Origin of the sequence: Paenibacillus sp. FSL R7-0198 (assembly GCF_038000415.1) — a bacterium.
In the GTDB taxonomy this organism is placed as follows: domain Bacteria; phylum Bacillota; class Bacilli; order Paenibacillales; family Paenibacillaceae; genus Paenibacillus.
On record NZ_JBBOCB010000001.1, the window covers coordinates 4392694 to 4413645 of the forward strand.

Annotated in this window: 20 protein-coding genes; 15 read left to right on the top strand and 5 right to left on the bottom strand. The window is 48.1% G+C overall.

The window, feature by feature from the left end; all coding sequences use genetic code 11:
- Positions 1-19 precede the first annotated feature (19 nt).
- Both MKY87_RS19155 and MKY87_RS19160 read left to right on the top strand, forming a co-directional pair.
- On the top strand, positions 20-1267 hold the full coding sequence (locus tag MKY87_RS19155) for an ABC transporter permease (protein ID WP_340965732.1): 1248 nt from the start codon (positions 20-22) through the stop codon (positions 1265-1267).
- Positions 1268-1542: 275 nt separating this feature from the next.
- Positions 1543-1926 (top strand): hypothetical protein, encoded by a 384-nt coding sequence (locus MKY87_RS19160; RefSeq protein ID WP_339786530.1) that lies wholly within the window; start codon positions 1543-1545, stop codon positions 1924-1926.
- Positions 1927-2068: 142 nt separating this feature from the next.
- On the opposite strand, the gene MKY87_RS19165 is transcribed toward MKY87_RS19160, so the two are convergent.
- Positions 2069-3337 (bottom strand): BaiN/RdsA family NAD(P)/FAD-dependent oxidoreductase, encoded by a 1269-nt coding sequence (locus tag MKY87_RS19165; RefSeq protein WP_340965733.1) that lies wholly within the window; start codon positions 3335-3337, stop codon positions 2069-2071.
- A 195-nt stretch (positions 3338-3532) separates the two neighbouring features.
- Between MKY87_RS19165 and MKY87_RS19170 the strand changes: the two genes are divergently transcribed.
- From MKY87_RS19170 to nadE, 3 genes are all read left to right on the top strand, one after another.
- Entirely contained in the window at positions 3533-5227 is a 1695-nt protein-coding gene (locus tag MKY87_RS19170; protein ID WP_338590665.1) for a two-component system sensor histidine kinase NtrB, read from the top strand.
- A 221-nt stretch (positions 5228-5448) separates the two neighbouring features.
- On the top strand, positions 5449-5883 hold the full coding sequence (locus MKY87_RS19175) for a BrxA/BrxB family bacilliredoxin (protein WP_091038991.1): 435 nt from the start codon (positions 5449-5451) through the stop codon (positions 5881-5883).
- A gap of 139 nt (positions 5884-6022) precedes the next feature.
- Positions 6023-6832, top strand: coding sequence for an ammonia-dependent NAD(+) synthetase (gene nadE, locus MKY87_RS19180; protein WP_338590668.1), 810 nt, complete (start codon positions 6023-6025; stop codon positions 6830-6832).
- Positions 6833-6992: 160 nt separating this feature from the next.
- Here nadE and MKY87_RS19185 read toward each other — a convergent pair whose 3' ends face one another.
- Positions 6993-7808, bottom strand: a complete 816-nt coding sequence (locus MKY87_RS19185; protein ID WP_340910602.1) for an alpha/beta hydrolase family protein — start codon at positions 7806-7808, stop codon at positions 6993-6995.
- A gap of 249 nt (positions 7809-8057) precedes the next feature.
- Between MKY87_RS19185 and acpS the strand changes: the two genes are divergently transcribed.
- On the top strand, positions 8058-8456 hold the full coding sequence (acpS, locus tag MKY87_RS19190) for a holo-ACP synthase (protein WP_076216711.1): 399 nt from the start codon (positions 8058-8060) through the stop codon (positions 8454-8456).
- 29 nt (positions 8457-8485) lie between these two features.
- Entirely contained in the window at positions 8486-9826 is a 1341-nt protein-coding gene (gene mutY, locus MKY87_RS19195; protein ID WP_340965735.1) for an A/G-specific adenine glycosylase, read from the top strand.
- Between the two features lie 316 nt (positions 9827-10142).
- On the opposite strand, the gene MKY87_RS19200 is transcribed toward mutY, so the two are convergent.
- A complete protein-coding gene (locus MKY87_RS19200; RefSeq protein WP_036614138.1) occupies positions 10143-10754 on the bottom strand; it encodes a superoxide dismutase in 612 nt (203 codons plus the stop codon).
- 420 nt (positions 10755-11174) lie between these two features.
- Between MKY87_RS19200 and MKY87_RS19205 the strand changes: the two genes are divergently transcribed.
- The 8 genes from MKY87_RS19205 (at position 11175) to MKY87_RS19240 (ending at position 18111) form a co-directional block, all read left to right on the top strand.
- Complete coding sequence (locus tag MKY87_RS19205; RefSeq protein WP_017690782.1) at positions 11175-11600, top strand: GNAT family N-acetyltransferase; 426 nt, start codon at positions 11175-11177, stop codon at positions 11598-11600.
- Between the two features lie 346 nt (positions 11601-11946).
- On the top strand, positions 11947-12531 hold the full coding sequence (lepB, locus tag MKY87_RS19210) for a signal peptidase I (RefSeq protein WP_074096722.1): 585 nt from the start codon (positions 11947-11949) through the stop codon (positions 12529-12531).
- Positions 12532-12702: 171 nt separating this feature from the next.
- Positions 12703-14583: a tRNA epoxyqueuosine(34) reductase QueG gene (queG, locus tag MKY87_RS19215; RefSeq protein ID WP_339786506.1), complete on the top strand. Its 1881-nt coding sequence runs from the start codon at positions 12703-12705 to the stop codon at positions 14581-14583.
- 15 nt (positions 14584-14598) lie between these two features.
- The gene (locus MKY87_RS19220; protein ID WP_339786503.1) at positions 14599-15630 is read left to right on the top strand and encodes an HD-GYP domain-containing protein; all 1032 of its coding nucleotides are present in this window, start codon (positions 14599-14601) and stop codon (positions 15628-15630) included.
- A 165-nt stretch (positions 15631-15795) separates the two neighbouring features.
- Positions 15796-16059 carry a YneF family protein gene (locus tag MKY87_RS19225; protein ID WP_017690778.1) on the top strand — a complete coding sequence of 88 codons (264 nt, stop codon included), beginning with the start codon at positions 15796-15798 and terminating at the stop codon, positions 16057-16059.
- A 114-nt stretch (positions 16060-16173) separates the two neighbouring features.
- Positions 16174-16767: a GTP cyclohydrolase I FolE gene (folE, locus tag MKY87_RS19230; RefSeq protein ID WP_036668229.1), complete on the top strand. Its 594-nt coding sequence runs from the start codon at positions 16174-16176 to the stop codon at positions 16765-16767.
- A gap of 194 nt (positions 16768-16961) precedes the next feature.
- Positions 16962-17816: a lipoate--protein ligase family protein gene (locus tag MKY87_RS19235; RefSeq protein ID WP_339786500.1), complete on the top strand. Its 855-nt coding sequence runs from the start codon at positions 16962-16964 to the stop codon at positions 17814-17816.
- 70 nt (positions 17817-17886) lie between these two features.
- A complete protein-coding gene (locus MKY87_RS19240; protein WP_036614132.1) occupies positions 17887-18111 on the top strand; it encodes a hypothetical protein in 225 nt (74 codons plus the stop codon).
- A 148-nt stretch (positions 18112-18259) separates the two neighbouring features.
- Here the strand turns inward: MKY87_RS19240 and MKY87_RS19245 are convergent, their stop codons facing one another.
- On the bottom strand, positions 18260-19540 hold the full coding sequence (locus MKY87_RS19245; RefSeq protein ID WP_339786498.1) for a Fe-Mn family superoxide dismutase: 1281 nt from the start codon (positions 19538-19540) through the stop codon (positions 18260-18262).
- Between the two features lie 150 nt (positions 19541-19690).
- Positions 19691-20716, bottom strand: a complete 1026-nt coding sequence (locus tag MKY87_RS19250) for an alpha/beta hydrolase (RefSeq protein ID WP_339786495.1) — start codon at positions 20714-20716, stop codon at positions 19691-19693.
- Positions 20717-20952: the final 236 nt, after the last annotated feature.

Genomic DNA, 20952 nt, shown 5'->3' on the forward strand with positions numbered 1-20952 from the left:
AGAGAGAGGGTGAGAGAGGATGGGAACTTCCCAGCGTTATACACCACTTCGTTTATACAGACGAAGATGCAAAGAGCATTTCAGGGAACAGATGAAAAATCTCAGACTCGTCGTGGATTGGACGGTGTGGGTATACCTGCTTGTGCCGGGTCTGCTCTATCTGATTGGATGGTACACCAGTCTGTGGACCAAACCTCTGCCTGCATGGGCGACTGGATTACCGCTTCCCGTACTGACTGGGCTGATTGACGTCGTTATGCTTACCGGTGGTGTGTTGATATTTGTGGAGGAAGCGGATGTATTGTTTCTGAAATCAAGGCCGTTGTGGATGCGCACGTTAATGAGGCAAGGGCTCTACCGGTCCTGTCTGCAACATCTGGGCAAAATGATCATGATTACAGCGCTGACTGCTCCGCTATGGTCCCGTGTCTATGAGATGTCGAATCTCCAGATTGCACTTATGGCTGTCTGGTTTGGTGCAGTAGCTTCATTCCAAGCCATAACACTACATATGACAAAGGTTCGACATACAGGATGGCGACGCTGGATTCAGATGATCCCTCTCGTCATAGGCATAGGTTATATGACCATTAATGTGACATCATGGATGCATGGACAGACGTGGAAAATCATATTTGGAATCGTAATTATCATGCTTTTTCTGCTTACAGTCGGACAGATGAGGCTGTTGATGAAGGGAACGTTTGAAGGGGATGTACGGGAGGATCTGCGGAGCAGGCTGCAGCTTACAGCTCTAATGTTAAGCCGGGCGGTGAGCAAGCCGAAAGCCCCACGAACACGGTCCATCATCTTCCGCAAACCGCGTAAACTGTTACGCAATCGTTCCATCGCGAATCGGACAGCGGAGATTGCATTCAAGGCATTTTTTCGGAACTCGGCCACGATGAAATTATATTTACAGCTTGGTGGACTATCCATTGCAGCGGTGGCATTGCCACCTTTTCCGGTCAATATCATCGTGTGTGCGTTATTAATCATCATGTTGACGGTGATGTTTTATCGTTCTTGGGACGTTTTTGCCACGTCCGACTATGTTCAGCTTATAACATATGACTCGGAGGCGCTGCATCTTGCAGGTTCAGTGATGGTTCGGATGTTGTTTGTCCCGATTGGTATTCTTATGGGATTCACGCTGGGATTGGCTTGGCTCGGCTGGATCGTGGGTATTCTAACAGCGGCAGGTGCGGTGGCTTTTGGACTCTGTGTCTTATCTATTGCCGGATGGGTTCGGCTGACCCGGGCTTAGGACGTGTCTCAAAAACTCGCTGAAGTTCATCTTTTACCGCCTTTTCGCCCCATGCTGTGTCACTTTCCCTTGACGTGCCCCGGCACGCCTGCGGAAAACTTCCTTGCTTGGAACGAAAATTCGGCAAAATCTGCTTCCTTCGGAGTTTTCAGACACGCCCTAAAGGAATTCCTTTCTAATTCGGAGCATATCGTGCGCTATATCTGCCCATGCTATAGAAGAAGAATCTCATCTATGGATGATGAGAGATTAGCTGTAGCAAGGAGGAAGAGACGATGATGGATAATAGCGAACTACAGGTGCATTTTTCAGACGATTCAGCGTTGAATGCCGCCAGGGCAACCTTGGAGGAGTTGGGATATAAGCCGTATCAGTCCGGCCCGCTGGAATTGTACATCCCTACAGATCGCCAAGATCCTCAGTCTGCCGTAGAGATTGTACAATCTCATGGAGGAAGTGCCGTATTTGCCTCGCAAACGGAAGAGCTGGATCAGTTTCAGAATATATCGATTCCGGCTCATCTCGTGAATGAAGACTGGCATGAGGGTTATGCGAGCGGAAACCAAGGAAGTCAGACGGAGCAAGGCAGACATAACTATAGCGATGACCCGACATACGATGATTCGGCTGATGGATTCTCAGGCAGTGTGAAAGCATAGAAGCATCACAAGCTAAGAGCAGTTCGAGCCAATTTTTCTAAAATGGAACAATGCCCAAAAACCCCGATCGTCCACAGATGTGGATATCGGGGTTTTTGGTATTAGAGCTAATTCATAATAGGGTTAAAGTGTGTAATACCTATTATAGATTAGCGTGTTTATATTCTGCCGCATGCATGCCAGCCGTATATCCGGTGGAGAATGCAGCGGTGATATTATACCCTCCGGTGTAACCGTGAATATCCAAAACTTCACCGCAAAAGAATAGTCCAGGCAGCAGCTTGGATTCCATTGTTTTTGGGTATATCTCCTTTAAGTGGATTCCTCCCCCAGTAACAAAGGCTTCTTTGAGCGATCTCGTTCCGTCTGCACGGAAGGTAAAAGCTTTCATTAGCCCACACAAGTTGCTTAACATACCTTTAGGGAAATGGTGGAACGTGAGGTCATCGCTGATCTCTGCCCGTTTCATCATTAAGGGAATCATACGTTCAGGAACCCATGTTTTTAAGATGTTTTTGACAGCCTTGCGGGATTCTTGTTCCAATACCTGTTGCACCTGTACTTCCAATGCACCTGGGGACAGCTCCGGGAACAGATCAATACTCATAATGACCTGTGGGTTTCCAGACTTCATCTGAACCTTGCGGATAAATTGGCTGCAACGCAGTGCGACGGGTCCGGACACCCCAAAATGCGTGAAGATCATATCCCCGCGATGGGAGATGACTGTTTTTCCTTTGGCATCCACTACGGATAGAGCGATATCCCTCAAAGACAAACCTTGCAGTTCTTTGGACTGAATCCAACTCTCTCCAGACACAATGGGCACTTCGGTCGGATATAACTCCGTTATCGTGTGGCCCGCAGCCTCAGCCCAAGGATAACCGTCTCCGGTTGATCCGGTTTGGGGTACGGATTTGCCGCCGGTAGCGATGATGACAGATCGCCCAAGAATGGTTTTACCGGATATCAATTTAACACCCTGTACCTGTTGACCGTTCTGAATAATTTCCTTGACCGGTTCTTTGGTGCGAATCTCAACGCCGAGGGAGACAATCTTTCCTACCAGCGCATCCACAACTGTTTTTGCTTTATCGGTTACAGGGAACATTCTGCCGTTGTCTTCTTCTTTCAGGGCAATTCCGAGATTCTCGAAGAAACGCATGATTCCCTGGTTGTCCAGATTTTGAAACGAACTATATAAAAAGCGTCCATTACCCGGAATATGTCGGATGAGTTCATCCGTTTCCTTGGCATTGGTTACATTGCATCGACCTCCGCCAGAGATGCCGAGTTTACGACCCAGTTGATCTCCTTTATCCAGCAGAAGCACGGAGGCTCCATGCTCGGCAGCAGCAACGCAAGCCATCAGGCCCGCAGATCCACCACCAATTACAATGACATCATACATATGTTATTACCCTCTTTTTTCATTGATTTTGTCTGTTTTACGTAAAATGTGTCTACTCCTGGCTTTTTCTGAAATATAATGGAGTTATGAGCAGTTCTATTGTGCAGTCTTAAGGGATATATTGTAATATACTGTCGCCTATGTTTTAATCAGAAATACATGAGGGAATGTGCAGGCAGAGGAGGAGATGGCATTGTGGTTGCGTTAAAGGACATGCTTTTACAAGTACTGCTGGCAGGGTCGGCGGTATTTCTGATTCCCTTATTCCGTCTGGTACTCTCCAAGCGGGCTATTGCCAGAATGGAACATGCCGGAACCGTTGATACCAGTTTTGCTGTGACAAGTGTCGCGAGCATGTTATTGTGTATGGTGTTTGCGCTCGATACAAGCCCTGTGACCGTACCCATATCATTAAGCATCGTACCAGTGATACTTGTTATTTTGTATTGTAAGTCCGTTATAGGCATAACGCTGTCCATTCTACATATTCTCTTCTATTTTCTTTTTGCGCATCCCTATGATCTGTACGGATTTCTCCTTCATACGGGCATTCTTCTCTATCCTATTGTATGGTTGTCTGCCAAACGATTCAAGCATAATACACCTTCGCGCAAAATGGCGATCCTCATCATCCTGATTACAATGGAACTGGTTGTAACGAGTCTGTTATGGATCGCATCCCTCCAGAATGAATCCACACACTCTGCGACCTACATGATACTTACAGCACTTGGATATACGGCTGGAGCCATTGTTGCGGGCAGTCTGAGTCTGCTATGGCTGGAACGGATGAAGCACTATCGCGGGCTGGAGCAGCATCTCTCGGAAGTCCACCACCGATACATAGCCGAAACGGAGAAACTTCATCAGATTCTGAACGCAGTGCCTCTCTCCATTGCTACCGTAGATAAACAAGGCACAGTGATGTTTGTCAATGAGATGATGGAGCAAACCGCAAGGGAGCAGCTACCTTGCACCTCCACGCCTGATCTCATTGGACAGCCTGCCAGTCAATTTGTTGAACAAGGTCAGGCGGACAAGATGGATAAAAGCATTCGCAGAGCTATCGTTCATGGTGAGATTAGTGGGTTGACCGTTCGTTACGGTGCGCACGTATTTCAGTCCCGAACTGTACCGATCTATGCCTTTTCAACAGAGCCTGCGAGAGAAGTTACAGGAGCCATGCTGATCATTCAGGATATCACGGAGCTTGAGATGTTGCGAAGTGAACTGGATAATGTGGATCGTCTCAGTCTGGTGGGGCAGATGGCTGCAAGCATTACGCATGAGGTGCGTAATCCAATGGCGGTTGTGCGGGGTTTTCTTCAGCTTATGCAGGAAAAGAGTCCTGACTCCCTCGATCACTATTACCGGATCGTTCTGGAAGAGCTGGACCGGGCCAACAGTATCATTAATGATTTCTTGTCTTTGGCTCAGAATCGTGTTGCCGAGAAAGAAGAATCCCAGTTACACGATATCATACATGAACTCAGTCCATTGTTATGGGCGGATGCGAACCTGCGTGGTCAGAGTATAGAACTCATGTTGGCCCATAATGTGCCGAAGCTGAATCTCAATTCTAAGGAAATCAAACAGGTGGTGTTGAACCTGGCCCGTAACGGGATGGAAGCCATGAATGAGAAGGGTGTGCTTACGCTGGAGACACGGATAGTGGATGATAAGGTGGAACTGTGTGTACGTGACACAGGACCTGGTCTACCCAGAGTGAAGAAGGAAAAGCTATTTGAACCTTTCTATACGACAAAAGCCAAGGGAACCGGACTTGGATTGTCCATGTGCCTGAGTATTGTGGAACGACATAACGGAACCATTACTGTGGAATCGGAGGAAGGCCAGGGCACCACCTTCAAAGTGGCATTTGAACGTTAGTCATTCAGCATATTTTGCCAGACATTGAGACATAATATTATGGAAGAGGCCTTTCCGCAGGCGGTTTCTGAATCTTGCTTTCATTGCTTATGGATGTATAATAGGAATAGCACATCATTACATCCATAATGTTCGATATGAATGTAACGTTGTTTTGGAGAGTTATTCGCCTTTAATTCTATCGAGATCATAGAACAACCATTTATAAGGAGTGAAACCGAATGTCGATGTCATTTGATCAATACATGAAAGATATGGTTCAACCCATGCGGGATGAGTTAACTCGTCTAGGAATCCAGGAGTTGCGTACTCCTGAAGAAGTGGAAGCAAGTCTTCCGGATGCAAAAGGAACAGCGCTGGTTGTCATTAACTCTGTCTGCGGATGTGCCGCAGGTCAATGTCGTCCAGGTGTGTCCCAAGCACTTCAGCACGATATTACACCGGATCACCTGTACACTGTATTTGCTGGTCAGGACAAAGAAGCAACTGCAAAAGCACGTGAATTCTTTGCACCGTATCCTCCATCTTCACCGTCCATCGCTCTGATGAAAGACGGAGAACTCGTTCACTTTATCGAGCGTCATCAAGTGGAAGACCGTTCTGCAGAGGATATTGCGGCTGATCTCAAAAGTGCATTTGACCGTTACTGCCGTTAATTCGCTCCAATAGAACGCCCCGCCCTTCGGATCACCGATGCCGGGGCGTTTCATTTTGGATAGATAAGGTTATTGAACCATTCGGACCTTTCAAGCTGGACATCAAATTTCATTCATTGAGAAACGGGGTGTGTGAACGATGAGTTTGCAAGAACAGATCATCGCTGAATTGAAGGTTAAACCAAGCATTAATGAAGAAGAGGAAGTACGCAAGCGTGTTGATTTTCTGAAGACGTATGTGAAAAATGCGGGTGCCAAGGGGTTGCTGATTGCGATCAGCGGCGGTATTGACAGTGCAGTGGCTACGGCGCTTTGCAAAAAAGCGACGGACGAGCTTACGCAAGAGAACAACCAAGAGTACAAAACGCTTGGTGTGTTCCAACCTTATGGTGAACAATCAGATATCGACCACAGCTACGCTGTAGCCAAAGCATACGATCTGAAGCATGTCGTGGAAACCAATATCGAAGATGCAGTTAACGAGATTGCGCTCGAAGTGGAGCAAGGTTTCAAATCCTTGGGCAGCCCACGCCATATGACTCACCAAGGCAAAGGTAATGTTAAGGCGAGAACTCGTATGGTTATGCAATATGCGCTTTCGTTTGAAGAGAACCTGCTTGTTGTAGGGACGGATCATGCGTCCGAAGCTATTACAGGTTTCTATACCAAATGGGGCGACGGTGCTGTGGATATCACACCACTGAGCACCCTGAACAAACGTCAGGTACGCCAGCTGGCAGCATATCTGAACGTGCCACAGGCTATTTTGGACAAGGCACCATCTGCAGGATTGTGGGAAGGTCAGACGGACGAAGATGAGCTGGGAATTTCGTATGAAGCAAACAGCGACTATCTCGAAGGCAAACAGATCGATCCGGCTGCACAAGAGCGCCTCGAAGCGTTCTATACGCGCACACATCACAAACGCAATGCCATTCCTGGTATCTAATACGGATGGATGAGCATGATCGTTATAAGCTGTTAACACCAACATTGAATACCGTCCCTCTTAGGGAATGCAAAAAGAGTCACTGTTCACACAGTGACTCTTTTTGTTATGTGGAACGAGAAACCGCAAAAATCCAGGTGACTACTATATTAAAGATGAGTTAGTTATTCCAGTCTTTGATCTGTTGCAGGGTTTGGGTGATGGCTTGCTCCAGTTGTGGAGTGGTTTCTTTAAATGGATGTACAGTATTGAAAGTGTGGTTGCCCTCATTAATCTGGTGCCATTGGATATCAGGGCGGGCTTGCACAAGTGCGGCAGAACCGTCACGCAGACGCTGGGGATCTTCTGTTCCCTGAATGAGTGCGACTCGCAACGTTGAAGCACCCAAGCGGTCAATAATAGCATATCGTTCGTGATGCTTGTCCAGGTCTTCCAGTATAGACACGTCCAGTGGCATCTGCTGGCCTGTTCGTCCGTTAACGACATGGCTGCGGCCATGTGTACGCATCTCTTCTTTTTGCTCCGCTGTGAAGAGATCCAGATTGGTTACGCCATTCCAGGAGATGACACCTGCCACCTGCTCGGGATGATCCAGTGCATAGACGAGACTTACGCCCGCACCGCGGCTATGACCAACCAGGTATACAGGAAGTCCTGTGAGTTCAGGTTGTGTAGCCACATGTTCCAGTACCAGGGCCAGATCGGCAAGCTCCCGGCTGTAGGTATTCACTGCGAACTTTTCAAGTTCAGAGAATTGCTCCAGATATTCGCCGATACCGTTGTGAGAGAAATTAAAGGTCAGCACATGATGCGTCTGGCTTAGCTGTGCAGCTGCATAGGGGAACATGCCCCAGTCTTTGAAGCCTTTGTATCCGTGAGACAGAATGATAACACCTTGAGCGGGTTGTTGTGCAGGAAAAAAGTCTCCGCGAATGATCGCATCTACGTCAGTGGGCAATTCAAAAGTTATGGGCATTATTCAGACCTCCTAAGAATTTCAGACGATTCCTGATTCATATTTTAGCATATATGGTAATGCGGATAGGTACTCGCTTCTGATCGCCCCTCCTGCTACAATAGAATACGTGTTCGGAGAGTTACGGATCATGTGATTGAATGGAGATCTTTTACAATGCATGTTCAAAAAGAGCGGTTTTCAGTACCGAGAAAATGGAACTTTTGAACAACCTCTTACAGTATAAAAGATTAAGCGGGTGAAGCGTTGATGATATATGGCATAGGTAATGATGTGCTGGAGATTGGACGTATGCGGAAGTTATTGTCCGGTCGCCATGCGGAAGCATTTCTGAAACGAATTTTAACGCCAGCAGAGCGGGAGATCGCAGTTCGTCGAGGGAAGCGGATGACGGAGTTTGTATCCGGTCGATTTGCAGCGAAAGAAGCGGTGTCCAAGGCATTTGGCTGCGGTATTGGTGGTGTCATGGGCTTCACTGACATTGAGGTGCTGCCGGATGGGACAGGACGTCCCGTGGCCTCGCTGTCCAGTCAAGCCTGGGAACGTCTGCAGCTGCCATACGATAAGCAATATGACATTCATTTGAGTATTACGCATCAGACGGAATTGGCAGCGGCCTTTGCGATCGTAGAACAGATGGAAAAGTAGCTAGCTTGGCAATAGGAGAGGACGGAAATATGGGTTTACAGGAACAGAAACAACATTTTAGCGTGAATTTGCTGGACTGGTATATGGTCAACCGACGGGATTTGCCGTGGCGTCGCCACAACAATCCGTATTTCACATGGGTATCGGAGATTATGCTTCAGCAGACTCGGGTCGATACGGTAATTCCGTATTTCAATCGTTTTATCGGGAATTTCCCGACCGTGCAGGCGTTGGCGGAAGCACCCGAAGAGGATGTGTTAAAAAATTGGGAGGGACTCGGTTATTACTCGCGTGCACGTAATCTTCAGGCAGCCGCCAGACAAGTCATGGAACTGCACGGAGGCGAGATGCCGCAGGACAAGCAGGCTGTCTTTGCATTAAAAGGGGTGGGCCCGTATACTGCCGGGGCCATTCTCAGCATTGCCTTCAACCAGCCGCAGCCTGCGGTAGATGGCAATGTCATGCGGGTACTGTCCCGATACTTCCTCATCGATGAGGACATTATGAAGGGCAGCACCCGGGTGTTGATGGAAGAGCTCGCAGGAGAGCTCATTCCGGAAGGGCGGGCGCGTGATTTCAATCAGGCGCTGATGGAACTTGGCGCGCTGGTGTGTACACCCAAAGCGCCGCACTGCCTGACTTGCCCGGTCATGGAGCAATGTTCCGGCCGTATCGCCGGAAGAGAGCTTACGCTGCCGGTTAAGACCAAGGCGAAGCCGCCGCGCCCTGAGCAGCGGCTGGTCGCGATTGTGGAGGGCCGCGGTGCTCATCGCGGCCAAGTGCTTGTGCGCCAGCGCCCAGACACGGGCCTATTGGCCCGCATGTGGGAGCTGCCGCATGTGCTCGCGGCGCCCGCCGCAGCCAGCAAGAAGGCGGCGCCGCTGGCGGATGAGCCGGCCATGGCATTGCTGGCCGGCAGTCTATGGGCGGAAGGCTTCGCTGCCCGCCCGGAAGGGCTGGCTACCCATGCGGAGCATGTGTTCAGCCACATTGTCTGGAGCCTGCAGGTGTACAAGTGTACCGAGCAGGACCAGAGCAGTGAGCTTCCGCTGATCGCAGCGGAAGCCAGAGCCGCCTACGATGCACAGGCGGCAACAAGGGAGGGCACAGCCTCATCATCAGCTGTGTCACCTGAGCCAGGCACGGCTAATGCGCAGAACATCGCAACATCACTTAACGATGGAGAGATGTTGGCACCATCTGATGTTAGTGACCTAGCGCTGAGCACGCCGACACTGACAGGTAAAGGCGATGGCTTGACCTACCGCTGGATCGGTCCGGAAGATATGGACAAGATGGCATTCCCGAATATCTTCCTGAAGCTGATCAGCAGTTATTTTGCTGGTGCGTATGATCAAGTGAATGATTAAATGGGAGAGCTAACGAACTCCAGAGGTCTTATCATATGGATAAACCACAATTGTAAATTCTAACGAACCTGAGTGACGTTATCATAGCCAAATCAACCCAAAAGCGAGCATCAAAGCCCGTATTTGGGGAAATAGCTACTCTGAGATTCGTTAGGTTCGCGATACGATGAAATATGGTGCAATAGCGACTCCTGGGTTCGTTAGAAACAAAACACCCATTAACTATAACTATAGTGATAGCAAAAAGAGAGCCTGATCACGGTCATGATGACCGAATCAGGCTCTCTTTTATGTTAACTGTTGCATGCTAACAGTCTTATTTTGCAGAAGCGTAGCGTTTGTTCACTTCATCCCAGTTGATTACATTCCAGAAAGCAGCGATGTAGTCAGGACGTTTGTTTTGGTAGTTCAGGTAGTAAGCGTGCTCCCATACATCCAGACCCAGAACCGGAGTCAGACCTTCGAAGAGAGGGCTGTCTTGGTTAGGTGTGCTAGTGATGGACAACTTGCCATCTTTACCAACTACGAGCCAAGCCCAGCCGGAACCGAAGCGAGTTGTAGCTGCTTTAGCGAAATCTTCTTTGAATTTGTCAAAGCCACCCAGTTCGCTATCGATAGCTGCTGCGATATCGCCTGTAGGAGCGCCGCCGCCGTTAGGTCCGATGATTTCCCAGAACAGGCTGTGGTTAGCATGTCCACCACCATTGTTGCGAACCGCTGTGCGGATGCCTTCAGGTACGCTGTCAAGGTTAGCAATCAGATCTTCCAAGCTTTTTTCTTGCAGTTCAGGAGCGCTTTCCAGAGCTGCGTTCAAGTTGGTTACATAAGTATTGTGATGGCGATCGTGGTGGATTTCCATCGTTTTTGCATCGATATGTGGTTCCAGTGCGTCGTTAGCGTAAGGAAGTGCTGGTAATTGAAAAGTCATAATGAAATACCTCCTGAGATTTTAGGTTTTTTTGAAAACAGGTACATATGTAATAATACCCTTGCCACTAATATTAAACCGCATTCGAGCTAATTAAGCAACATTTTTGTTTATTAAGTCCCCCGAGGCGTTGATCTAATGAAGGGCCAGAGATAACAAACATATTTTACCCTTTATTCAACTATTTATGTGTTTTCAGGCGTTTAAATGGAGGAAAAGTTTAATATTCGTATGTAAACGGTTACAATTAAGCGCTTTCAAAAGAAAATGCGTGTTTTATGGAGAAAAGTATGGTTTAATTGACGAAGAAGCGGTATTTTCTCGTTTTTTGTCATTATATGAACATTGGGTTTTTGGTAAAAAGGGATTCCCTTTTTGTAAAAAACCTCATCTAAGCTAACGAAAAGGGAGATTTAAGACATGCACGTTCGTTCCTTTCAGTTGAGTGATGCAAGCCAGATGACGGAGCTTCTCCAGGTTGCACTATCGGAAGAGTGTTATGAGAACACGATGGGCCCGTTTGCCCGTCAATTGTCATGGGATTCTGACCTGATCATGGTTGCGGAAGAAGAGGGAGACCTCGTAGGCGCTTTGATCGGTACGATTGATCACAACCAAGGTTGCATCTACCGTATTGCGGTACATCCAGACTATCGTCGCCGTGGAGTCGGCAAAACACTTGTCGAGGCTATGGAACAGCGGTTCCAGCAGCGTAAAGTCAGCCAGGTATGGGTGGCGGGTGATGAGCACAACAAAGTAGCCATGCCTCTATATGAAGCAATGGGTTACGGTGCCAATCAGATTATGAGCGCTTTCCAGACTCTTAGTATTTTGTCTAAAGCTTAGTTTGCATGTTTAAAAAGAAATAAAAAAAGATTCTCATTTCATATTAGGCATATCTCTTTAACGTGTAATAACGTGAGGGATGTGCCTTTCTATTTATATGAGTGTTCTTCACGTCATATTCTTCTGGTTTCCTCATTTACTGAACATGCTTCGGTGTCTCCGAATTTTATTTAAATCACCGCGACTATCCCGGCTGAATTGACGATAACCAAGGTATTGGTGCTCATAACCAATTGTTTCACTCTCCCAAATGGAGTAGACTGAAGGGGAGTATGGTCACTATGTTACAAGTTTAATTCAACTATTTAATAAATGAGGTGTCCCTTTGAATTCCAATAACCATTCAATGGAACATGTGACTTCCGAGCAACGAAATGAACCGTCAAAGCCTGAACAACCGGGCAAATCCTGGGTTGTCGAGCTGTGGGACTGGGTCAAAACGATTGTTGTTGCTTTTGTAATCATGATGCTGCTGAACCTGTTTGTGTTCAATCTGTCGATGGTCAAGGGACAGTCCATGCAGCCGACACTGGTTGAGCGAGATCGCCTTTTCGTCAACAAAATTGTATACCATCTGGGTACTCCTTCCCGATCAGATGTGATCGTACTTCGTGATCCAAGCGAAGGCGTGGAGAAGAAGGATTTTCTGGTGAAACGGATCGTTGGACTTCCGGGAGATACAATTGAAGTCAGGGATCACCATCTATATGTGAACGGCGAGCAACAAGCGGAAACGTACACCGATATTGAGGTGCAGGACCCGGATTTTGGCCCAATCACACTGGAGCCGGATCATTTCTTCGTGATGGGGGATAATCGTCATGAAGGCAAAAGTAAGGATAGCCGAGTGTTTGGCAGTATTACATCCGACCAGATTGTAGGCAAGGCTGAATTTATTTTCTGGCCGTTTTCTGAATTGAAGAAATTGTAAAATGCTGACAGGACAACAACTTCAGACTGCATTTTGCGTTAAACCATATAGACTTGTTCCGTTTGAATTCAAGTATGCAAGGCATATATAGAAATTAACGCCTGTCCTCTTACCGTGAGGCGGGCGTTCACTATTTACGGAATAAGTATCGGAAGAAGAGAGGGAAGAGAAATGACGAGCGTACAGACCGGGGCAGCACAGGATGCCTCCGTATGGGAGAAGTTAAAACAGGAGATCAAGGCAGCTGGCCCCGGACTGGGCATTGATGATATCGGATTTGCTTCGGCTGATCCCTTTGTTTCCCTGAAGTCGCTGCTGGAGCAGTCGCGGGATAAGGGGTATGCTTCAGGTTTTGAAGAGCCGGATATTGAAAAAAGAGTGCACCCCGCCTTAAAAGATGGCGAGCCCGCTTCACTTATTGCAATAGCCGTGGCATACCCATCCAAAATGGTGAATCCGCCGAAATCGGAGCCTGGTGCGTATCGAGGTATTTTTGCCCGTTCGGCTTGGGGTCAGGATTATCATCAGGTCCTGCGAGCAGCGATGGACAAGCTGGTAAACTTTATACGTGAACGTGTACCTGAGGCCATGATCGAAAGCATGGTAGACACCGGAGCATTGGTGGATCGTGCGGTGTCCCAGCGTGCGGGGATTGGTTTTAGCGCCAAAAACTGTGCCATTATATCACCCAAATTCGGTTCATGGATTTTTCTCGGGGAACTGGTGACGAATATTCCTTTTCAACCAGACACACCTGTGACCGAAGACTGCGGTGAATGTACAAAATGTATCGATGCCTGTCCTACAGGAGCATTGGTGGGGCCGGGGCAGTTGAATTCACAGCGTTGTATTTCTTTTGTAACCCAGACGAAAGGGTTCGTGGACGAAGAATTTATGCTGAAAATAGGCAACCGTCTGTACGGTTGTGACACGTGTCAGATTGTCTGTCCGAAGAATCGGGGCAAGAACTGGGATCACCATCCCGAGTTTCACCCCGATCCGGAGATTGTGAAGCCACTCCTGCTACCGTTACTGGATATTGGTAACCGGGAATTCAAGGAACGTTTCGGTCAGAGTTCCGCCGCTTGGCGGGGCAAGAAGCCGATTCAACGCAACGCCGTTATTGCCCTGGGCAATTTCAAAGATAAAAGTGCTGTACCCAAACTTACAGAAGTATTAAAACGTGATCCGCGCCCCGAGTTGCGGGGAACCGCAGCCTGGGCGTTAAGCAGAATTGGAGGAGAAGACGCCATGAGAGCAATTGGGGAAGCTGCCGCTAACGAACAAGATGGGAACGTACTAAGCATGCTGCAGAAGGCCGAGGAGCGACTGAGTTCGTCCGAGACCTTACCCAAACAGCCACAGGCTGGGCAAGTGAGTAAGAAGCAGCCAGAGGAACAGAACAACGAGAACAATGCCTTGCGTGCGTTACAACAGGACTTGAAAATGGAAGCTGGGATTGAACCGGGTAGTGAGCAGTCTGCACAGCCTGCCAAACCGGAAGCCGCAGCGTGGAAACCTTCAGCCGTTACGGGTCTTCATGGCAAGCCCGTATACTACGATGAGATACTGACACCGATTGGTACTCTTACGTTATGCGCGACGGATGAAGGGCTGTGTCACATAGATTTTGGCGCCTTTCACGTACGCGAGGCTCATCTGCAACAATGGGCCCGCACCTGGATTGGCGAGTATCGATATGAGAAGAATGAAGAGAAGCTTAGCGAAGCTGCTAAGCAGTTAAAGCAGTATTTTGCAGGGGAGAGAAAAACGTTCGACTTGCAGCTTGATCGGCTTGGAACACCCTTCCAGCTACAAGTATGGCAAGTTCTGTCCGATATATCTTATGGAGAGGCCTCATCACACCAACAGGTTGCGGAAATCATCGGCAGACCCAAGGCTGTTCGTGCAGTTCTGGACGCCATTAGCAAGAATCCGATTCCGATTATTATTCCCTGTCACCGTATCAGTGGTAAAGACGGTACCCTGGTGGGTTATGTAGGCGGTCTGCAAACCAAGGAGCAATTGCTCGCATTGGAGCAGCTATCGTAAGAGCGGGGGACGTTCATGAAGTATGTAAACGTGGAGAGCGTGGAAGCGGGGGAGCTTCTGGGCAAGACGGTATATTCCAGTAACGGCACGGTACTGCTGTCTGCCGGAGTCCAGCTCACCGTATACATGGTCAATACGCTGAAGCGTATTGGCGTGACCATGTTATACATCCAGGATGAAGCGTATAAAGATGTGGATGCAGAAGACATTCTGGATGAAACCACGAAACGGGCAATAATTAACGAAATGAGTGTCACACTCGAATCCATTCGCTCCGGGAAAGACTGGAGCCCGAGAAAGGTTGCCCTCAGTATAGAGAAGTTGCTGAATGATGTACTGAACGGGCGTGAAATGCTTGTGCAGCTCACCGATATTCGTACCAAAGACAATGAACAGTATGTTCATGCGATGAATGTATGTTTGTTGTCTTCGGTCATCGGACTGAATATGGGACTCAATTATAATCAACTGAAGGACCTTGCCGTGGGGGCATTATTGCATGATATTGGCAAAGTGGGGGAACCTCCGGGCAGTGGCTCTGCTGCGAATTCTTCGCTGCACCATACATGGCGTGGATTCGAAGTAATTAAGAACAAACGGGAGTTCAGTCTGTTGGTCGCCCATACAGCCCTGCAACATCATGAGCATGTAGATGGTACAGGCATGCCGAGAGGGATCAAGGGGAGTGACATTCATCTGTTTGCGAGAATCGTTAGTGTGGCTAATATCTATGATAATCTCATTAATGGTTTATCCAAGGACAGTTTGATGCCACATGAGGCCTGTGAAGAGATGATGGCGTTGTCTGGTACAAAGCTGGATCGGGACATTCTGATTGAGTTCAATAAGAGTGTATCCGTGTATCCCAATGGTACAGCGGTACGACTGTCCACCAAGGAGACCGGAGTCATTGTGCGTCAACATCGGGGATTGCCCGGCAGACCTGTAATCAGGGTGGCGCGCGGAAGTACGCGTTATTCTCTGGATGTGGTTGAAATTGATCTGGCTCAGCATACAACCGTTTTCATTGAAGCTGTCATGACGTAGCTTGTGTGCGGTTCAACTGGAAAATCCGTTTGCTCAAGGCGTGCGGAAATGCTATGATACTTTCAGGAAATCCGGTCTGTGTCAGGTTTGCAACTTATGTGTTGAACATCATGAAGTGACACGGATTATCAGGCTTTTTAGAATGCATACAGAGGTGTCTAAGAGATGGATATTGTTATACCGATTATCACATTGATTGTTGGTCTGGTCGGGGGATTTTTCATCGGGGTGTTCTACTTGCGTAAACAACTTGAGAAAATGCAAAGCAATCCGGACATGCTTCAGAAAATGGCGAAGCAAATGGGCTACAACCTGAATGGCAAGCAAATGCAGCGTGCCCAGCAGATGATGAAGAATCAGCAGCCAGGAGCGAAAATGCCTCAGCCGCAACAGCATCCTGCGCGTAAAAGTTCGGGCCGCCGAAAATAATAGCAGGGAATAACTGCTTAAAGTGCGTGTTCAAAAAGTTGGGTTTTCAGTACCTAAAAGCGGACTTTTTGAACAACCTCTTAAAGTATGTGGTTCGAAAGGAGGCGTTTGGCAGTGGCTGGCGTTAAAGATTATTTGAATTCAAAAGTATCCGACAATCGGGAAAAGATCGAATATCATGTAGAGCAGATCCTGAAATTGATCGGAGAAGATAGTACACGTGAAGGGCTGCTTGAAACGCCTGCACGTGTGACCCGAATGTATGAAGAGATTTTTGGCGGATATGAAGTAGACCCGCGCGATGTGCTCGGTGTCACGTTTGACGAGAATCATGAAGAACTGGTTATCGTCAAGGATATTGTCTACTACAGTCAATGTGAGCACCACATGGCGCCGTTCTTCGGCAAGGTGCACATTGGGTATGTACCAAGTGGCAAGATCGTTGGTCTGAGCAAAATGGCTCGTCTGGTCGAAGCAGTAACACGTCGCCTTCAAGTTCAGGAACGTATTACTTCACAGATCGCTGACATTCTGACAGAGGCCGTTGAACCTCATGGAGTTATGGTCGTTGTGGAAGGCGAGCACTTGTGCATGTGTTCCCGCGGCGTGAAGAAACCGGGAAGCAAGACGGTAACGTCTGCTGTACGTGGTTCTTTCCGTGAGAATCCGGCACAACGTGCAGAATTCTTGTCTCTGGTGAAAGATTAAGATCAGGTATGTCCATTTGTTGGACAAGCCGGATGAGTAGGTCCTTGTGGTTTTGGAAGCAGGAGCTTCTGAAGCCGCAGGATATGATATAAATAAGCCGTGTTCCCAGGGGAACCGGCTTATTTATATATGGCGTTGTCATACCTATAAATACTGAATACATATGAATTCGTTAAGCCGGAGGTAATGGAACGATGAGTGCACCTTCCCATTCAGAACACCCGGTTCAGCCGGAACAGGGAATACAAGCGGATAAACATGCTACATTGCGTCTGCAAATCTGGGAGACACCACTCAAGCGACATGGTAGCAGTGTACTCGAAGCTTTTGCTTGGGAAGAAGTTATGTGCAGGCGGGTTGGGGCAGGACATCTGCCTGTTGCACATATATGGAGGCACCCAGATGCCTTTGTAGCGGGTCTGCGTGACCGCAGGTTGCCACAGGCTGTAGAAGCGATGGAACGGATAGGAAGCCAAGGGACAGCGGTCTGTGTTCGGCCTTCCGGTGGAGCGGCAGTACCGTTGAATCCAGGGGTAGTTAATGTGTCACTGATTCTGCCTAATCCCGGACATGCCATCAATATTCATGATGATTTCCGGGAGATGGCTTCGATTATTGCCGAGTCGCTAACGCCGTGGTCGAATCAGGCGCAAACTGGTGAGGTTCAGGGTGCTTTTTGCCCGGGAGATTATGATGTCAGTGTAGGTGGCCTAAAATTCTGTGGTATTGCCCAGCGCAGGCAGGCAAAGGCGTATATTATTACTGCTTTTATCATCGTGGAAGGTCAGGGAGATCAACTGGCAGCGGACGTTCGACAATTCTATCAGCATGCAGCAGGTGGGGCGAGTGAAGGGTATCCTGATGTTCAGCCCGGCACGATGGCAAGTCTGAAAGAATTGGCAGGTGTACCTTCAGCTGCGGCATATACTGCTGCTTTGGTTCGAACACTGCGCGATCGCTATCCACAGGCGGAGACCAGCAGGGTGCTTAGCGTTGGCTCTGAAGAAGTACGCCTGACAGCTGAGCAGATGAAGCTGCGCTACGATTAACACTTTTTACTAGGGCTTGGAATTGGTTAATAGAGATGATATGATGTGATTTCGGAAGGAGAGTGTTAGGATGGACACATTGAGATATACGTATTTATATGAGGTTGTATCAACAGGCGAAAAATCCGAGTTTAGCCAAATGGCAACAAGCAAGGAAGAGGCTGCTGCACTGATCGTTGCACGTATAGCCGATCTGGAGTTTACAGATGAGTCTGATATCAAGCTGGGCGATCTGATCTCCATTAGCAAACAGGTTGGCGACAACTATGTGGCGTGCGAGGGCTGTGCTTCTTAAGTGAACATTTAGAAATAGGAAGTCTCTCAAAATACAAGCAAGTCTCTTTTTACAGGAGGCTTGCTTTTTTGTATACACCCAAAAGAGATATCTTTCAGTCATTCGGCTGGAGATATCTCTTTTTTCTCTAATCCATCTAACCCCAAGCTTAATAAGGCGGCCACAACAACTTGCGTGCTGTTTCGTAACGCTCGGCAACAGCGGGCCAGTAGACAACATTCCACCAATCCTCGATATACTTTTTGCGTTCGTTTTGATGTTTCAGATAGTAGGCATGTTCCCACACATCCAGTGGCAGGAGCGGTACGATATCGGACTGGGACAGGTTCTGGTGTTTTTCCGCCTGCAAAATCTCCAAACGATGTGCTCTCGGGCTCCAGACAAGCATCGCCCAGCCACTGCCTTCCACCTTGTTCGCGGCTTCTGTGAATTGATTCTTAAACGCTTCATAACTCCCGAAATCTCGCTTGATCTGCTCTGCAAGCATGCCGGAAGGTTTGCCGCCGCCAGCAGGATTCATAATCGTCCAGAAAATCGTATGCAGGTAGTGGCCTGCCCCGTTGAAGGCGAGTTCACGTTCCCAATGTTTGATGAGTTCAAAGTTATTCTTTTTTCGCGATTCCGCCAGCTTTTTCTCTGCTACATTTAGTCCGTCCACATAAGATTGATGGTGTTTGTCATGATGGATACGCATCGTCAGCTCATCAATATGTGGCTCCAGCGCATTGTACGCATAGGGGAGAGGCGGCAGTGTGTGTCCTCCGATGGGAACCGGCTTCTCTTTTACGGGAGGTGCTGTAGAGCTTGGTGTGGCTTGTGTTGTTCCGGTAGAAGGCGGTTGAATGGTTGCGGATTGGATCTGAGCTGAAGCGGCAGGTGCATTTACATTTCCCTCTGGAGAAGTTGGAGCTTCTGAAGCTTGGCGATGGATGCTTCCTGACTCTGACGTATGCAACGCATTTTCCAGAAAAAGTGACGGCTCCGAATCCGTTTCGCGCAAGATGCCAGGTTGGCCAAGCGTATCCAATACGCCCAGAAAATATTCCGATTCGCGGATAAAATGCAGAATGAGTACTTTGGCAAGCGGAACAGCTTGCACAGCAGCACTTTGTTCCAGAAGAACATACAGCTGTCTGATGAACTCTCTCGATTGCTGCCGAGCTGCCAACACAAGTTGATCGATACAACGAACCATGTAGGGAGCAGGTGGGTGGGTTGCGGGCAATAGTTGTTTTAAAAGCTGATTGGCTACTCGCTCACTGTTTGCAAAGGTAGCCTCCCATTCCTCCAGTAGCTTGACGTATGGGGGCTCCAGATCAGGAACCAGGGCACGAATGACGAGTGTATGTTCTTTCTCCTGCTCTTTCCAGAAACGGATTTCCTCCAATGTCCGCAGAGGCAGTAGGTGACCATATCCATACCAGTTCATCTATGTTGAACCTCCTTCAGATGAAATTCATTACATGCAGACCATCTGTTCATGCGTCCCAAGAGTATATTCCGCGAGCTTGTTGTCCTATGATTGCAAAAAAAAAGAGCCCCTGAGGGCTCTGGAAAAAATTCGATGATTGAAATTTGGTTATTCTCCACTATTCGTGTTTTGCACATCGTCACTGCTTGTCTTCGTTACATGACTCAGGAAAGTTGAGACACGGCGCAGATATTCTTTCGGATGCTCCCGGAAAATAAGTTCATGATGCGCGTCCTGTACAATCCATACATCCGAATACGGATTAGTCTGGTTGGCGGCGAGCTGCTCCGCAATTGGATAAGGCGCCTTCTCGTCCTCTGTACCATGGATGAAGAAAATCGGGAACGGATAATCTTCCTTTTTCACTTCCTGATACGGGATCTGTTGCAATCCGGTACCATTCAGAACAGGGAACAACAGATTCATGATCTCGAGTGTGGGCTGACGCGGGAGATCGATCTGGTTATGAATGTTGTGGTACAGCGTATCCGGCTCAAGCAGGAACGTACTGTCCAGAATCATTGCATCCACTTCCTGTGTAATCAGCCCAGTCTGAAGCGCTGTACCGGCACCCATCGAGAAGCCCCAGACAACCAGTTCCTGCGCACCACGTTGCTTGGCGAACTGGATCGCACCGAGCAATTGCTGTGACTCAGCTTTGCCACCTGTGGCTACAGCTTTGTTCACCTGTGAGGCGAAGCCATAATCGAACATGACCACGTTGAACCCAAGTTGATGGGCATAGTGTGCCAGGTCATACATGGGTACCCATGTTTCTTCACGATTGGCACCATAGCCGTGACTGAAAATAATCGTTTTGCTTGCAGCATTGTCAGCAGGTATATACCATCCCTGCATCGTCCGGCTGCCATCTGCTGCCGGGAACGTGATGTCTTCATACTTCATGTTCTTGGCCTGCATTGGATTGGAGAAGACCGGTGCTACAGTAGGATTGGATAATACCCATGCGATATAACCATGCAGTGCGATAAAACAAAACAGTAGAAAAAATACAACGGAGAGCAGCAACGCTACGATAATATGTTTGAACCGAATCAGCCTCGGTGATAGGGAAGAGGGCAGATCGGACACTTTTGTATGCAGCGGGGCTTCGCTCTGGGATGTTGGATACATGAATGCCCCTCCTTTGAAGTTCAGTTGAAGATAACAACGACATGAAAAGAGAATTGCGTTTATTTCAGAGCCTGCTTCAGAGCGATATCTTAATGTAATATATCTTTATCGTATGTTCCAGTATAGTCAAAGTCAATTGATTGAGGGCATTTGTTACGCAATTGTTATATAGTTCTTAAGATATATGGGTAACATTACCTTAGTGTGTAAATTACAGGGGATTAAGTCTTATAAAA

Excerpts from the sequence above, each read along its gene's own strand:
- MKY87_RS19155 (WP_340965732.1), top strand. The coding sequence starts at position 20 with ATGGGAACTTCCCAGCGTTATACACCACTTCGTTTATACAGACGAAGA.
- MKY87_RS19160 (WP_339786530.1), top strand. The coding sequence starts at position 1,543 with ATGATGGATAATAGCGAACTACAGGTGCATTTTTCAGACGATTCAGCG.
- MKY87_RS19165 (WP_340965733.1), bottom strand. The coding sequence starts at position 3,337 with ATGTATGATGTCATTGTAATTGGTGGTGGATCTGCGGGCCTGATGGCT.
- MKY87_RS19175 (WP_091038991.1), top strand. The coding sequence starts at position 5,449 with ATGTCGATGTCATTTGATCAATACATGAAAGATATGGTTCAACCCATG.
- nadE (WP_338590668.1), top strand. The coding sequence starts at position 6,023 with ATGAGTTTGCAAGAACAGATCATCGCTGAATTGAAGGTTAAACCAAGC.
- MKY87_RS19185 (WP_340910602.1), bottom strand. The coding sequence starts at position 7,808 with ATGCCCATAACTTTTGAATTGCCCACTGACGTAGATGCGATCATTCGC.
- acpS (WP_076216711.1), top strand. The coding sequence starts at position 8,058 with ATGATATATGGCATAGGTAATGATGTGCTGGAGATTGGACGTATGCGG.
- mutY (WP_340965735.1), top strand. The coding sequence starts at position 8,486 with ATGGGTTTACAGGAACAGAAACAACATTTTAGCGTGAATTTGCTGGAC.
- MKY87_RS19200 (WP_036614138.1), bottom strand. The coding sequence starts at position 10,754 with ATGACTTTTCAATTACCAGCACTTCCTTACGCTAACGACGCACTGGAA.
- MKY87_RS19205 (WP_017690782.1), top strand. The coding sequence starts at position 11,175 with ATGCACGTTCGTTCCTTTCAGTTGAGTGATGCAAGCCAGATGACGGAG.
- lepB (WP_074096722.1), top strand. The coding sequence starts at position 11,947 with ATGGAACATGTGACTTCCGAGCAACGAAATGAACCGTCAAAGCCTGAA.
- queG (WP_339786506.1), top strand. The coding sequence starts at position 12,703 with ATGACGAGCGTACAGACCGGGGCAGCACAGGATGCCTCCGTATGGGAG.
- MKY87_RS19220 (WP_339786503.1), top strand. The coding sequence starts at position 14,599 with ATGAAGTATGTAAACGTGGAGAGCGTGGAAGCGGGGGAGCTTCTGGGC.
- MKY87_RS19225 (WP_017690778.1), top strand. The coding sequence starts at position 15,796 with ATGGATATTGTTATACCGATTATCACATTGATTGTTGGTCTGGTCGGG.
- MKY87_RS19235 (WP_339786500.1), top strand. The coding sequence starts at position 16,962 with ATGAGTGCACCTTCCCATTCAGAACACCCGGTTCAGCCGGAACAGGGA.
- MKY87_RS19240 (WP_036614132.1), top strand. The coding sequence starts at position 17,887 with ATGGACACATTGAGATATACGTATTTATATGAGGTTGTATCAACAGGC.
- MKY87_RS19245 (WP_339786498.1), bottom strand. The coding sequence starts at position 19,540 with ATGAACTGGTATGGATATGGTCACCTACTGCCTCTGCGGACATTGGAG.
- MKY87_RS19250 (WP_339786495.1), bottom strand. The coding sequence starts at position 20,716 with ATGTATCCAACATCCCAGAGCGAAGCCCCGCTGCATACAAAAGTGTCC.